A 14,129-nucleotide genomic window follows, 5' to 3' on the forward strand; every position below is an offset into this window, starting at 1 on the left:
GCTCAATGGGGCGGTTTTTATTTTAGGGTCATATAGACGAAGATGGCATAAAAGGCCAAAAGCACCAGTCCATCCCGCCAACCCAATCGCAAACCTTTTGGAAAGAATACCAAGGGCAAGATCAGGAAGGATATGCCGAGCATCCAAAAAATATCGCTGGAAAGCAGGCCATGATCCATTACGGTTATGGGTGTTATGATGGAGGTTATTCCCAAAACCGCCAACAGGTTGAAGATGTTCGACCCAATCAAGTTACCCAACGAAATGGCCTTTTCCTTTTTAAGTACCGCAATGACCGATGCGGCCAACTCCGGGATGCTCGTGCCCACAGAAACCACCGTGATACCGATCACACGATCACTTACCCCAAAAGTGCTGGCCATGCCAACCGCCCCATTGATAAGTAATTCGGAACCTCCCCATAGCGCAGTACCGCCAACTCCCAAAAACAATACTATTTTATATAAGGGCAGGAGTACGTCATCTTCCGGCATTTCATCAACAACGGCCGTTTTTTGAAACCTGAGCAGATATACTAAGAAGATAAAAAGGAAAGCGACCAGGATCATCCCTTCATAGCGTTGCAGGACCCCATCAAAATAGATAAAACCACAGAAAAGCAACGAAGCAATCATCATTACAGGCCAGTCTGTGGTATAGAAACTCTTCCGGACATCGATACTACCCATGATGACCGTTATCGCCAGTACAAGTCCCAAATTGGCAATATTGGAACCTACCACATTGCCCAGTGCCAAATCAGGAAAACCATCCAAGGCCGCCTGTACACTCACAATAAGCTCGGGAGCTGAAGTAGCAAAGGAAACCACCGTCATCCCAATCACAATTTTTGGTATTGACAGTCGAAGTGATAGCGCAACAGCGGCCTTCAACAACCAGTTACCCCCAAAAATGAGAAGAGCAAGACCAAGAACAATAAAAAGCAGATTTCCCAAAGAGTAGAATTTCGTGTAAAGATAACAGAAGATTCACTCCTGAAAGAAGGTTCTTCAAAATTCAAAAAAACTAAAAAAATAGTTAATAAACTATAAATATAGTTGTTTAACTATTCAATTAGTATTATGTTTGGATCAACAATTTATCCATCATGCAGAAATTGACCAATAAGGAGGAGGAAGTCATGAAAATTCTTTGGAAGCTGAAAAAGGCCTTCGTCAAAGAAATCCTCGAAGAAATAGAGGGAGACAAGCCCCACTACAATACCTTGTCCACCATTGTAAGGAACCTTCAAGAAAAAGGTTTTGTGGACCATGAAGCCTTTGGGAACACCCATCGCTACTTTCCCACCGTAAGCAAGGAGAACTATAGGAAAAAATACGTGAACGCTGCCATTGCCGATTACTATGACGATTCCTATAAAAGTCTGGTATCCTACTTTGCCAATGAGGAAAAAATTTCGGTGGATGAACTCAAGGAAATAATCGACCTAATCGAAAAGAAAAAATAATGGAATCCATAGTATCTTATTTTGCACAATCGACCTTAATATCTGGTGGTTTCCTTGCCATTTATCATCTGTTCCTGAAACGTGATACCTTCTTCACGGAAAACAGGGTATTCCTATTGTCCGGTTTGGTCCTCTCATTGACATTTCCCCTGATCAAGATCCAAAGGACCATTGTTACGTCCAAACCTATTTTGATCAATACCGCGGGCACCTCAACCACAGTCCATACCATCACCGATCTAGACTCTTGGTATACTCTGGAAAACATATTGTTGACCATTTATGTTTTGGTTTGTGTCGTCATGTTTATACGACTTATTGTTCAATTGGGTTCTTTGAAAAAATTGGCCGCAAATGCCAAAACCTGGAAAGAACGCCCTTTTTTTTATGTGGAGACCGAGAAAAAAATTACCCCCTTCTCCTTTTTCAATTACATTTTTTACAATCCGAGTCTTTTTAGCCCAACGGAACTGAACACCGTTCTGGCCCATGAGAAGGTACATGCCAGACAGTACCATACCTTGGATATTCTTTTACTTGAAATCCTGAGGATCCTATTCTGGTTCAACCCTGTACTGTGGTTGTACAAACCGGCCATCAAACAGAACTTGGAGTTCTTGGCGGACAGAAGTGCCATACAAATTGCGGAGGACAAGAAAGATTATCAATACCTCATGCTCAAACAAGCCGTCGAAAATCAAAACTTCAGACTTACAAATTCATTCTATAATTCATTAATCAAAAAACGAATAGTCATGTTAAATCAAAATCAATCCAAAAGAATCAGTGTCTTTAAGACCTTATTGGCAATTCCTTTATTGGGACTGTTCTTGGTCAGTTTCAGTGTCGAAAATGTATATCGGTATACCAATGAGGACAGTATCGATAGTATCATGGACGATAAATCCGTAGAACTCACCATAAACAAGGACACCTCTAACGACGAGTTGGACAAAATCAAAAAAGACCTTGCCAAAGACGGTATCGACTTTAGCTATACCACAGTGCGAAATGATGCTAAAGAGATTATTGATATTTCCCTAAACCTAAGTGGAAAAAATTCCAAGGGTGCCAAATTTAGTGGCAACTACAGCTCTAATTCCGATGGCCCCATAGATCCTATAATGGTTCTATATGATGACGAAGCCAATTTGGTATCCTTTGGCAACACTGCACTTAAAACCATCAAAATCCATAAAATGGATGGAGACAAAATCCATTGGAGCTCAGACGACAAGACTGAAGTCATCATCCGAAAAGACAATGCCAAAAAAAAGGTGATTGTTAATGGCAAGGAACTTTCCGATGATGAAATGGAAGAAATGGAAATTGAAAATGGGACATCGATATTCATCACTTCCGATGATGACAATGAAGTATCCAAAAAAATCAAGGTAAAGCGCATGAAGAAAGACGGGGGCCATATTATGATCATGAAAGATTCTGATGACGATGAGGATATTGAGGTCATTGGTGGTGCGTCCAGTTTCTTTTTTATTGATAATGATGGTGGGGAAGAACCTCTTTATTATATTGATGGAAAAAAGGTAAAATCGGAAGACATAAAAAAATTGGCACCGAGTTCCATTGAAAGTATGGAAGTTTTCAAAGGAGATGAAGCTATTGAGAAATATGGCAAAAAAGCCAAAGATGGTGTTGTGGTTATCACGACCAAAAAAGGTAACTAAACTCGATTTAAACAACCCAAAATTTGAGGAAGAACCGTCAGAAATCTGACGGTTTTTTTGGTTCTCAAAAAAACGAAAATACCAAAAAGGGCCCATTTTTAAACGAAACGCCCCTAGGTTTTTGAAACGACCCCTAAAACACCCCTACAAATGTGTCATTTTATAATATAAAATGTTACTTAATATTACATTTTATAACTTTTTTTAAGACACTGTATTACTATCGTAGGAGTCAAGCATTTTTTTAACTACAATCTTGTATGCAATTGTATAGATTCTACCCTAAATGTTTGGAGGCATGACTTTTATCATTATATCTTCAAAAAATATAACCGGTTTATAGTTGTTTTTTTAACCTTTAAATCAATCAAACCATGATCGCAATTGTCAAGTTTTTTGTTATGATCCTTATCCAAATCATAGCGATCCTATTCATTTAAACCTCCCTATATATTTCAAGCTTTGGGCCAACTTTTTTTTGGATTATCGGAACCGGCGGACGGTGTTTGAAACCATTCTGATCATCCTAACTATATTTGTAGTCTAGTTTAGATTCCATGCTGTACAAAACACTGGCCAAGATCAATAAGGCAATACTGCCCTCCTATTCCAAAAAGGGGTTGGACCTTTCCAAAGCGACCAAATTCCAATTGGCCATCATTGGATGGCGCTATTTTGTGACCACAAAGGCCTTGGATGAAAATTAATACTGAAGTAGGGCCTTGATGGGATAACCGTTCAGCTTATCGGCCCCGTTCAAAAAGGTAAGTTCTATCAAAAAATTACACTGGACGACTTCACCACCCAATTTTTCCACCAATTTACATACGGCGCTTGCCGTACCACCGGTAGCCAAGACATCGTCATGGACAAGTACCTTTTCCCCTTTTAGAATGGCATCGGTATGCATCTCGAGGGTATCTTCGCCATATTCCAGGGCATAGGATTCCGATAAGGTCTTAAAAGGAAGTTTGCCCGACTTGCGCACAGGCACAAAACCCGCGCCCAATCTTGAAGCCAAAAGAGGTGCGAAAATGAACCCTCTGCTATCCACACCGACCACTTTATCAATTTGCATGTTCGATGTAAAACCCAGCAAGGCATCGCTAGCTTTTTGGAACACTTTTGGATCTTTAAGGAGCGGTGTAATATCCTTAAAAACAACTCCTGGCTTTGGAAAGTCTTCTATATCACGAATGTAGGTGGTAAAATCCATTATTTTGTGTACTAAGGTTTTGTGATAAAGTTAAAAAGAAATATATTTGCAGCCCTTAAAACAAGGCCGCGTGGCGCAACTGAATAGCGCATCTGATTACGGCTCAGAAGGTTGCAGGTTTGAATCCTGCCGCGGTCACTAAAGGGGATTTTCTGCAAATCGAGTGGAAGTCCCCTTTTTCTTTACCCTTCAAACTCCCCGCCAATAAAGAGATTGCGCCAAAAATCTCATTGACCCGAAAAGTTCGAACTGCTTTGTTTTTGAAGTCATACCCAATCCCGTCGGGGAACACCATATATTGTATGGCCCTTTTGGTTTCCAAATCCCCTAACTTCCACAATTCAGGAAGGTTACAGGCATAACCAAGTGCCAATTTTACGGACTTTTTGAGGTTCGAACTATTTATTCCCCCATTTTCCATTTTCACTTCCAGTTCCCTTTGTTCGGCTTTCAGTTCCGGCATGAAAAGGTCGTACTGGGACTTTGTGATCTCGTTCAGCACGACGAATCTTCTCTCCAATGTGTCCATCCGTTCTTTGAGTTGGCCGAGTTCTTTGCCCAACCGCTTTTGGTCTTCAAGTGCCTCTTGGTTTTTATCGATCAAGGTATCGTGTATGATATCGGTCAAAGGCTCGATATACTTTTTGTTGGCCAGTGCATACCTGCCCAATACATTCAGAAACTCTTTATGGAGCTTATTGGCACTTCTGTTCTCCTTGCTGCCCTTACGCCTGTTCTTGTAATAGTACAGGCCTTTTTTCTTCACGATATATCCAGTGTAGGGCGTTCCACAGATCGAAGATCTGACAAACATCTTCAATGGCAGGTTTTCGTCATCGAACGAATATTTCTTCGGTGGTTCACCTGCATGGAGGAGATTGTGGATCTTAAGGAACATTTCTTTCGATATGAGGGCCTCATGTTTTCCTTGGATCACTTCACCGGGAATAAGGCTGTTTACGATAAGCCCACAATAGAACGGGTTCCTGAAAAGGTCCGTCAATCTTTTTGCATGTATGTCCAGCCCCTTGTCTTTAAGTCGCTTTGCAATCTCGACATGTGACATATTGGAATTTGCCTTCCATAAAAAGGCCTGTTTGAGCAATCTTCCTTCCCCTGAGATCACAAAATTCGGGATCTTCCCTTTCCCGGGATTTGAATTGGTGTATCCAAATGGGTAGGCTCCTGTCCAATGGCCCCTTCGCAGCTTCTCCTGCATTCCAGTAATGGATTTGTCCCTACGGACCTGGTTGTCGAAGTGGGAGAACATATGGTACAGGTTTTCCTGGAACGTACCCGCACTTGTGGTCACATCGATTTCCTGGGTGGCCGAGATAACGGCAACCCCCTGCTTTTTTAACTGTTCGCTGATATAGGCTCCGTTCGCGCCCGTTCTGGAAAACCTGTCATAGGAATAGACGATGATATAACCGATGTTCTTTCTCCTTTTGACATAGCTGAGCATTCTTTGGAACTCCCTGCGTTCATCGCTCTTTGCGGATTCATAGGTTCCCCCGAAATATTCAATCACGTCCAATTCTTTTCGAATTGCATATTCTTGGCAATATTTGAGTTGTGTCGTCAAGCTGGCATTGTTGTCAAACTGCTCCTTACTGGAAACACGGGTATAGATGACCGCCGTATTGTTCTTTCCGATGACTCTTCCCTTTTCCTTTTTCGCAAATTGACCGAATATCTCTAAGTTCATGTGCTTCCTTTTTGAGCTATGTTATCAGTTTTATGTTGTTCCATGATTTCCTCATATTGTCCCTTGCCATGGGCAACTTAACAAGCCAAATCTGTTCATTTTCCATTCTTCAATATGAAATGCCCCCATTTCTTTTTCCCCCTTTTTCAATACCAAGGTTGAAATTCTTCGAAAGGTTTTTTTTTTGACCTATTTCCCTTTGCATCCTCTTGATGGAGGTATCATAGAAAAAGTTGATTATCGGCAACATATTGTTGTGCTTATCCGAAGCTTTGAGAGCATCGATATAGTTTTGCCTTTCCTCCTTCAAAATGATTATATGGGGGTGGCCGAACCTTCCCAATATGAAATTGGACAATAAACGCCCCAACCTGCCATTGCCATCTGGAAAGGGATGTGAGTAAATGAACATTTGGTGGAAGATCGCGCTCAGCTCCAAGGGGTGCGTCCTGTCCTCCTTGATGGCCCTATTGAAACTTTCCAACATTTTGGGCATATTGGCCACGGCCTTTTTGGTGTCCCTGAAAATAGTGTCGCCGGCGGCCATCTGGGTCTTCGAGTATTCCCCGGGCCTATATCCCTTGTAGGAAATGGTGTTCTTGGTCAAAAGAACGTGCAGATGCTTTACAAGTCTTTCATCAAGTTCCGCTCCGGGGTGCTTCAGGACATAATCATAGGCCTTGAAATGATCCAGGATCTCAAAAGCTTCCAATAGGGTCTTGTTCACCAGGTTAAGGGCATAGCCCTTTTCCCTTAGCTCCCTTGTATCATCGACACTAAAGCTATTGCCCTCTATGCCACAGCTATGTGCGGAAAAAAGTATCTCATTGTACCTTTTAAAATCGGTCTCGTTGAAAGAGGAAACGATTATATCGGAGTACTTGCCCCTTAGGGATTCATATTTTTTCCGAATATCTATGAATGGATCTGTATTTCCCATTGTTTGTTCAGACTTTGTTGTTATCACTTAGTTGTTTAAAATGCTCTCGATGTTATCAATAAAGTATTGGTCAAAAATCTGCATGAACAATTCCTCTTTGATTTGGACTCCCTTTTTCGTCGGGAAATAAATTTCATCGCCAGAATCATCAAAGCCACGTTGGTAAAATCTGATGTCCACAAAATTGTAATCGTTTCCAAAATATTTTATCCGGGTCAACCGGACCACTTCGTAGGACTTTGTTCTCACCTCTTTGAGCAGTTTTTGGTACTCTATCTTATATTTTTGGTTTGGGTTCATCCTTTATCCGGATTTTGAATCAATTCCTTTTTTTCTCTTGGTTATGTCTTTTTCCCTTCCAGAACATTCATTTTCGAAATGGCTTTATGGTCAGCATTCTTCTTGTTTCCCTCCCCATTGCCCTGTCATGATTCAGTTCAAGACCTTGTCCTCGTTCTTTACCAAAAAATCAAAGGCCTTGTTGACCAGTTCGTTCAATTTCATTTTTTTCTTTTCGGCCATGATCGAAAGCTCACGGTGTATCTCGGTGGATGTACGGACATTGAACACTCCCTTGAAAAACTTATCGGGCTCTTTGCCCAGTTCCCTGCAAGTCTCAAGATAATCGTCGACAGACCCTTCAAAGGCCTCTTTCAGCTCTTTTACCGAACAGCCCTGATAGGTCACCAGATCGCTTATCCCGATGATCTTTCCGTGCAGCACACCGTCCCCTGAACTATACTCCACGGAACCGAAATAACCTTTATGTTCTAAATTATCTGCCATAGCTTCAATTTTTCCTTGATCTGCTTTGTTACATATTGTTTTACAATATTGCCGGGATGTGGTCCGGGCAGGTTTATCATATTGTTTCGGTCGTTCACAAACCTGACCCTAGATCCACCCGTCTTGCCCTTCTTGGTAATTTCATGAAAACCGTAATGGGCCAATATCTTCATCAGTTCCTCCCAAGTCAAATCCTTGGGATTGCCCATGAACTTGACAAGAAGCTTTTCTATTCTACTCATTATCAAAAATACTGAAAACGCAACTATTTTTCAGTTACATTATGTTTTTTTAACACGGAGCGTTCTTTTATGTTCCCTTTTTGGACATGGCCACAGACTATGTCGGCGAGTTCCCGGAGTTGTTCCACAATCTTTTTCGCTTCTTCCTCCTCGCAGTCTTCAAAACCATTATAAGTCTTGAGCCATGTACTGTTGAATGTTCTGTTTTTCCGCTTTAGCTCGATTATCGGGTTTGACATTTCCTATAAATAGCAATAGCTCCTGAATCTTGAAGGTCACTACCGTATTTGTAAAGCAGGCTTTAATTTACCTTTTTTAATCGATCTGATCCCTTATGGGATCATTGTTTTATTCCATACTTATGAGTTGTCGGTCAACAACTTTTGGTTTTTGCAACAGGGTCGATCTTTTTTCTAAAGATCCTGTTCACACAGACGATCTTACCATTACTTTGTTTGATCTCCAGATTTTGAAAATCATGTTGTTTCAACATATCGATGATACGCTCCCCTGTGTCCAATCGTTCCAGACCTTCAATGGTATCGACCTCCCCGTTCTTGATGATCACTTTGATGGACAGGAACCTTTTGCTGCGTACCATCTCCAATACCTGGATCTCGGAAGGGGACAATCCTGAATGTTCCTGCTTGTTGTTATCTTTCATAAGTTCATGTTCTACAGGCCCAGCCCTTTCCTTTTCTTCTTTCTTTTGGACTTTTTCCTCGCACCATGGCCATTGAGTTCCAGTTTGAAAGGGGTCCAGTCCGTTTCATTTGCCAAAGGCCAGGTCATTCCATTTCCCTCAATTTTTCCCACATGACCTTTTGATTGTTGAGCAGGATCTTCAGTGCCTTTTGCAACTCCCTCACTTCTTGGCTCAGGTTTGATTGCCGTTCTAAGGTTTCCTTCGCCAACTCTATCAGTTCCCCGTTCTTTTCCATTAGCCGATAGTATAATTGAACGGTCTCTGTCTTGCCCATAATCGATTTGTTTTACGATACTGTTCCATGAATATTTTTTGCCGAGCGTACTGCCTTTGTACACTATGCCCTGATAGTTGAACGATATGCCCGAGACCCTGCCCGTGGTCGTGCTTGTGTTGAATCTTGGCGAGATATTTTGCTCTTGTAGCAACTTGATGAATTCCGTTGTATCCGATGCCCTTGAAATTGCCGAACCGATTTTCTTCTGAAGTACCAGTTTGATCGGTAAATCGCCAGTTCTCAGGGTTTTCTCGATTTCTCTTTGGTCAAGTGATTTTATTGAACTAACATTTGTCGAAATTTGGGTCAGTCCATATTTCTTTTCCAGATTATTGAGCACTTCCCGGCTTCTTCTTTTAATGTTGCTATCATTTGTTATCCTGCCCGAATACCTGACCCTGTTGGCCACGATATGGATGTGCTCGTGCTTCGTGTCCGTATGACGGTACATGATGAACTGGTTGTTATCAAAACCCATTTTCATCAAATAGTCACATCCCAATGAAGCAAACTCCTTATCGTTCAATCGATCCGAGTATGGCAGGTTCAAGGAAACATGGAATACCGCATTCCCAAGCCCCGGACGCAATTGCCTGACCAAATTGAATTCCTGTGTCATGTTTACCGTTGTGGATTGTCCGATATTGGAATCGATCACATATCCGACCCCTTCTTCCACCTTCTTTTCATTGTAGGCCAGAACTCCGTAGAAGTCTTTTCCTATGGTTACCTTACCTATCATTGTTGGTGATATTTGATTTGAGCTGTTGCAACAACATTTTTACCTCCTCCAATTGTTTGGTGATACTGAACTCATCACGGATACCTGAGTTCGAGACCCTGGCAAGTTGGTTCAGGTTGTTTCCCACCCGGCTCAGTTCGACAAAAAGTTTCCGGTCCATTGGATTTACCTTTTTGGTCGGCAGGGATTTTCCCGTACATTTTCTTCGGATATACTCAGCAACGGACAGCCCAATGGTCTCCGCATTATTGGTAATGATCATGTATTCACTTTGTGAAACCCTAAAGGCGATGACAATCGTCCTTTGCTTTGAGATATCCTTTTTAGGTCTTGCCATTTTCTATGGTTTTGGTATTGTTCTAAAGGTCATTTGTAAACGAAGTGCGCAGTTTTTGTTTACAAAAACACAACTTGCTCCGTGACCTCCGATCAACTATACCACAAACCTATTGTCTATTGATTGTTTACAAGGGATTTGCCGTACAGAGTTATATGTACGGTAAATTTATCCAGTGTTGGAAATAAGGAATTGGACGAAATCACAGGGGTGAGTTTCTATGGAAAGGGAGAAAAATGGTCAATGTATGAATATACCCTTAATTTTAATCTCTTTACCAGTTGTCCAATTGTCATTTTCCAAACTGATTTTTAAAGCCCGTTTGGGCCAATAGTGGAAAGGGAAAAAACAGAAAGGGTATGACATTGAGGAAAGGGAACTTAAAAATGGTGATTGTTCAATAATGAGGCTTGGCACCTTATCCGCAAACAGCCTTAACATAGCAAATCATCAAGACAAATTTATTAGCGTTTTGAAAAATCCTTACCTCTATACGATGATTACCAGTGTTCTTTTGTCCAGTTTCCTTCCTGTATATTTTACTTTAATCCTCCTTTATTTTCCTTGGAGCACATGATCATTTAAATGATCATACATTTGTACGATCGTACAAAAAATGTGTCTCGTCCTGAAAAAAGTTGTCACTTAAAGCGGTTGATACTATAACGAGTTTACACATTTTTCAATAATCTTAGGTCAGGTTTACACCCAAGGTTCCCTTTGTTATCATGCAGGGGTTTGTTCCCTGATCATATTTATGTCTTTCCTTCCAATAATTTTTCCATGCCCTTGGTATCGGTCCGTGGGACATGTGGGCCGAATCGGGGGTCTGCATATTGAGACTTAGATGGGGCCTACGGCCATTGTAAGAGGAGACGATGTCCCCGAACATATCTATTGCCTCCACTTTGAGCCTTGGTCTATTGTTCTTGAGCCATTCGGTCTTCAGTATGCCGTTCACCCTTTCGGCTATTGCATTTTCCAAGGGATCCACCTTTTCTGTCATACTGATCCCGATGCCGGCACCCTTAAGGATGCTTATGTACCTGTCGCAGCAGTACTGGATGCCCCTGTCCGAATGGTGCACCGGTTTGGGACCGGTCCCATGCGGCAACTGTGATATGGCCATGTTCAGGGCGCCGATCGCACCGGAGGCCGTTAGTTTTGGGGATATGTCCCATCCTATTATCTTCCTGGAATATGCGTCCGTGACGAGCGAAAGGTACATGAATCCCTCCATCGTGTCGATATAGGTTATGTCACTGACCCAGAGCTGGTGTGGGGCATCGACCGTCATCTCCCTTGCCAGGTTGGGGTACCGCCGAAACGAATGGTGTGAATTGGTGGTCCTTGCCCTGCCTCTGGAGCGTCGCAGCAGCATCGAGTTTTCCCGCAGGAGGGCGAAGAGCGCATCCATGCCCATTGAAACCTGTTGTGGGCAGGATGGCCCGAAGATGATGCTGTGGAGCTTGCGCACGCCCACGCCGGGAAGTATGGCGCGTTCATTCTGAACCATCTCGAGCACCAACTGCTTTTCGGCAAGTGTCCTGTACTCGTATCTCAAAAACTTATAATAGGCCTGTCTCGTTTTGCCAAACAGTCCGCACAGCGTCCCAACACTTGTTTTGGGCATGGTCTCTTTCATTTCTTGGACTGTTTGGCACCAGACTTTTTCTGATGTTGATCTTAAGGTCCCTTTCCGCAATGTCTATCATTTTGTTGGCGGCCAGATTTTTGAGCTTCTCGCTTGCCAGATCGGACTCAAGTTCCCTGATCCTGGCCAGCATCCCCTCCGGGGAGTCCGGTAGGACAGTTGAGGCCGGTTCCTTGGTGGTACCGTCGTTCGGCAGGGCCTGGTCCGGACAGAACCTTTTCACCCATTGTTGCACGGATGAAGGTGTTTTGAGACCATACAGTTTTGCCGTTGCCGCCATGCTGAGATCCGATCCCAGATAGTGGGAGGCAACCTTTCGTTTAAAATCGTCCGAATAGGAGTTTACACTTTTCATGATTAAATTTAAATTATTGCTTCTATCATGACAACCTATTCTAGGACAAGACAAGGGTTAAATGGCCCAAGAACATGATACCTACATGTAATTCAATATTAAGTGATTTGGATTATACGATTAGGAACATAGGAAATCCAAAGAGATTTCCAATCCTTTCTTCTTTCTCCCTTTCCACAAAAGAGCGCCCGACAGGGCGCCACCTTCCATGACCAAAACACAATGGTTTCTTGTAGGGAAACAACCAATTTAACGGAATGGAGAAATCTTTTTGGTAGCGGTGAGAGAATAAATGCAAGAGGGCGATAAAGCGTCCTCTTGTTTTTATGAGTGATCCAGAGGATGTTGATATCAAATTGGGAACAAACTCACTGTTTTGTCATATTCCTATACTGTGACATTCCCACTGAATTCTATAAGGGACTGTTATTGCATTCTGCTTTGACATATTCTTTATCTGGCTTTCCTGTCAAAAAGAAGAAATAACAGAAACCCAATCGACATTACTTAAATTTTCCAATAAGTGTAATGCACATGCATATAAGTTATCACCCAAAAATCAATCTGTCCTAGTTACTGTTTGTAGTATTGTTTGTATACGGTTCGTTGGTTTCAAAAAGTGCCCTTATCTCCCTTTTTTCGGATGATTTTATATGAGTTACTGCTTTTTGGCAAAAGTCATTGAACAATGTAGGATTGTCCAGGTTACCGTTGACCCATTCTGCCAAATATCCATTGAATCCTTCAAAACCCATGGTTTGGATCAGCTTATAAAATGCCACGGCCCCTTTATTGATTTCAAGATATTCCGCTCCATCGGCATAGAGCAATGGTGGTTCTTGGTTGGGCTCGTTATTTTTGTCCTTGCCATACTTTTCCAACTTTTCTTGATAAGCTGATTACCGCTTCCCCACCTATTTCATTTTTCACATACAAGAGTCCCAACGCCTCTGGCAACCCTATTGTAAGCATATCCGCCCCTTGCACATTGGCAATGGTCAAGTTTTTTTGCAGCCACAGTTTGGCCAATCCACTACCGATGGTTTGATAGAGATAGGCTTTTTCCTGTAAACCTTCGGTATCGGCCACCCAACCTTCTTTTTCAGAAAGTGCAATGGTATTGGCAAAGGTATACCGATCGTCTTGCCAACGGTGTATTTCTACCAATTGAAGTTGATTGTCGACCGAATTGGCCCCAAAGTTGGTTTGCATAAAAGCAACCCCTTTTTTTAATGCTTCTTGATAGAGGTCCACATTGAACGAATGGGTGGGTTTATGCAGAATGGAATAGTCTATATTCCCGGCCTTGCCCTTGCCAACGCTATAGTCTGATGATCCTACCTGCCAATTGAACACTTGGGGTTTCTTAATGGTATAGATGGAAGTGGTTCTACCATCTTCAGTTTCCATTTTTTGTAAGGCTCCGGCCGTAAACGGAATTTGGCCTTCTTCGGTACTAATAATAATTTTACCTGTAACCCAATCGGCATCCGTAGCAAACACATTTTGGGTAAGGGCAAAGGCATTATCAACAGTGGCCATTCTGGAATCCAGACGTTCCAATCCCTGTTCTTGGCGTTTCCGGTTTTCCAATAACTCCTTGTCGCTATCATATCCTTTCACAGGTAAAAAATCCTGAAGACTACCAAAACTTCCCTTTTTGGTCAAATCTGCCTGAAAATCGCTCTGCACAAAACCGACATATTGTTTGCTCCCTACCAAGGAAAGCTGCAACACGCTATCTTTTTGTAAGGTAGACGGGATTGGATAGGCGGTCAGGTTTTGCTCGACATCCCCTTTTCCCATGGTCAATTCTTGTCCGTTCAGCTTCACATTGGATAATTGGACAAAATCCTTGGTATTGAAAAACAAGGTATCTGCCCCCTTTTCGTTGTTCAATGTGATATCAGCAGTAAATTCTGCCCTTCTTTTTGAAGGAAATAGATCCAATTTTACATCGATTGTTTCATATTTGGGCTGTGGTTTGGTTTCCAGATACTTGTATTTTAT

Annotated in this window: 18 protein-coding genes and 1 tRNA gene; 4 read left to right on the top strand and 15 right to left on the bottom strand. The window is 42.2% G+C overall.

The window, feature by feature from the left end; translation table 11 throughout:
• Window positions 1–17: 17 nt before the first annotated feature.
• Window positions 18–956, bottom strand: a complete 939-nt coding sequence (locus D2V05_RS07620) for a calcium/sodium antiporter (RefSeq protein WP_119647120.1) — start codon at window positions 954–956, stop codon at window positions 18–20.
• 152 nt (window positions 957–1,108) lie between these two features.
• On the opposite strand from D2V05_RS07620, the gene D2V05_RS07625 reads away from it, so the two are divergent.
• The 3 genes from D2V05_RS07625 (at window position 1,109) to D2V05_RS07635 (ending at window position 3,863) form a co-directional block, all read left to right on the top strand.
• Complete coding sequence (locus D2V05_RS07625; RefSeq protein ID WP_119640898.1) at window positions 1,109–1,468, top strand: BlaI/MecI/CopY family transcriptional regulator; 360 nt, start codon at window positions 1,109–1,111, stop codon at window positions 1,466–1,468.
• Window positions 1,468–3,156, top strand: a complete 1,689-nt coding sequence (locus D2V05_RS07630; RefSeq protein WP_119647121.1) for a M56 family metallopeptidase — start codon at window positions 1,468–1,470, stop codon at window positions 3,154–3,156. Before D2V05_RS07625 ends, D2V05_RS07630 begins: the two co-directional genes overlap by 1 nt.
• A 557-nt stretch (window positions 3,157–3,713) precedes the next feature.
• On the top strand, window positions 3,714–3,863 hold the full coding sequence (locus D2V05_RS07635) for an SsrA-binding protein (RefSeq protein ID WP_119640900.1): 150 nt from the start codon (window positions 3,714–3,716) through the stop codon (window positions 3,861–3,863).
• Here D2V05_RS07635 and D2V05_RS07640 read toward each other — a convergent pair.
• On the bottom strand, window positions 3,860–4,372 hold the full coding sequence (locus D2V05_RS07640; protein WP_119647122.1) for an adenine phosphoribosyltransferase: 513 nt from the start codon (window positions 4,370–4,372) through the stop codon (window positions 3,860–3,862). The two genes, D2V05_RS07635 and D2V05_RS07640, sit on opposite strands and share 4 nt — an antisense overlap.
• Window positions 4,373–4,436: 64 nt before the next feature.
• Here D2V05_RS07640 and D2V05_RS07645 point away from each other — a divergent pair.
• Window positions 4,437–4,510: transfer RNA gene (locus tag D2V05_RS07645), tRNA-Arg, on the top strand.
• Here the strand turns inward: D2V05_RS07645 and D2V05_RS07650 are convergent.
• From D2V05_RS07650 to D2V05_RS07710, 13 genes are all read right to left on the bottom strand, one after another.
• On the bottom strand, window positions 4,476–6,080 hold the full coding sequence (locus D2V05_RS07650; RefSeq protein WP_119647123.1) for a recombinase family protein: 1,605 nt from the start codon (window positions 6,078–6,080) through the stop codon (window positions 4,476–4,478). The genes D2V05_RS07645 and D2V05_RS07650 overlap by 35 nt on opposite strands.
• A 109-nt stretch (window positions 6,081–6,189) precedes the next feature.
• Window positions 6,190–7,020: a Fic family protein gene (locus D2V05_RS07655; protein WP_119647137.1), complete on the bottom strand. Its 831-nt coding sequence runs from the start codon at window positions 7,018–7,020 to the stop codon at window positions 6,190–6,192.
• Between the two features lie 27 nt (window positions 7,021–7,047).
• Window positions 7,048–7,320 carry a hypothetical protein gene (locus D2V05_RS07660; RefSeq protein WP_072878829.1) on the bottom strand — a complete coding sequence of 91 codons (273 nt, stop codon included), beginning with the start codon at window positions 7,318–7,320 and terminating at the stop codon, window positions 7,048–7,050.
• A gap of 132 nt (window positions 7,321–7,452) precedes the next feature.
• A complete protein-coding gene (locus tag D2V05_RS07665) occupies window positions 7,453–7,806 on the bottom strand; it encodes a type II toxin-antitoxin system HicB family antitoxin (protein ID WP_072878827.1) in 354 nt (117 codons plus the stop codon).
• Window positions 7,791–8,048, bottom strand: coding sequence for a type II toxin-antitoxin system HicA family toxin (locus D2V05_RS07670; RefSeq protein WP_072878825.1), 258 nt, complete (start codon window positions 8,046–8,048; stop codon window positions 7,791–7,793). Before D2V05_RS07670 ends, D2V05_RS07665 begins: the two co-directional genes overlap by 16 nt.
• Before the next feature lie 23 nt (window positions 8,049–8,071).
• Window positions 8,072–8,287 carry a hypothetical protein gene (locus D2V05_RS07675; protein WP_072878823.1) on the bottom strand — a complete coding sequence of 72 codons (216 nt, stop codon included), beginning with the start codon at window positions 8,285–8,287 and terminating at the stop codon, window positions 8,072–8,074.
• Between the two features lie 134 nt (window positions 8,288–8,421).
• Window positions 8,422–8,712 (bottom strand): hypothetical protein, encoded by a 291-nt coding sequence (locus tag D2V05_RS07680; protein WP_072878821.1) that lies wholly within the window; start codon window positions 8,710–8,712, stop codon window positions 8,422–8,424.
• Between the two features lie 11 nt (window positions 8,713–8,723).
• Window positions 8,724–9,773 (bottom strand): relaxase/mobilization nuclease domain-containing protein, encoded by a 1,050-nt coding sequence (locus tag D2V05_RS07685; protein ID WP_119647124.1) that lies wholly within the window; start codon window positions 9,771–9,773, stop codon window positions 8,724–8,726.
• Window positions 9,763–10,110, bottom strand: a complete 348-nt coding sequence (locus D2V05_RS07690; RefSeq protein WP_072878816.1) for a plasmid mobilization protein — start codon at window positions 10,108–10,110, stop codon at window positions 9,763–9,765. Before D2V05_RS07690 ends, D2V05_RS07685 begins: the two co-directional genes overlap by 11 nt.
• 691 nt (window positions 10,111–10,801) lie before the next feature.
• Window positions 10,802–11,755: an IS3 family transposase gene (locus D2V05_RS07695; RefSeq protein WP_067032276.1), complete on the bottom strand. Its 954-nt coding sequence runs from the start codon at window positions 11,753–11,755 to the stop codon at window positions 10,802–10,804.
• Complete coding sequence (locus D2V05_RS07700; RefSeq protein WP_051947138.1) at window positions 11,679–12,119, bottom strand: helix-turn-helix domain-containing protein; 441 nt, start codon at window positions 12,117–12,119, stop codon at window positions 11,679–11,681. Before D2V05_RS07700 ends, D2V05_RS07695 begins: the two co-directional genes overlap by 77 nt.
• A gap of 569 nt (window positions 12,120–12,688) precedes the next feature.
• Window positions 12,689–13,000, bottom strand: a complete 312-nt coding sequence (locus D2V05_RS07705; RefSeq protein WP_036379395.1) for a hypothetical protein — start codon at window positions 12,998–13,000, stop codon at window positions 12,689–12,691.
• Window positions 12,972–14,069, bottom strand: a complete 1,098-nt coding sequence (locus D2V05_RS07710; RefSeq protein WP_141673284.1) for a hypothetical protein — start codon at window positions 14,067–14,069, stop codon at window positions 12,972–12,974. Before D2V05_RS07710 ends, D2V05_RS07705 begins: the two co-directional genes overlap by 29 nt.
• Between the last annotated feature and the right edge of the window lie 60 nt (window positions 14,070–14,129).

The sequence above is a fragment of the Flagellimonas pelagia genome, assembly GCF_003584135.1.
Classification (GTDB): domain Bacteria; phylum Bacteroidota; class Bacteroidia; order Flavobacteriales; family Flavobacteriaceae; genus Flagellimonas; species Flagellimonas pelagia.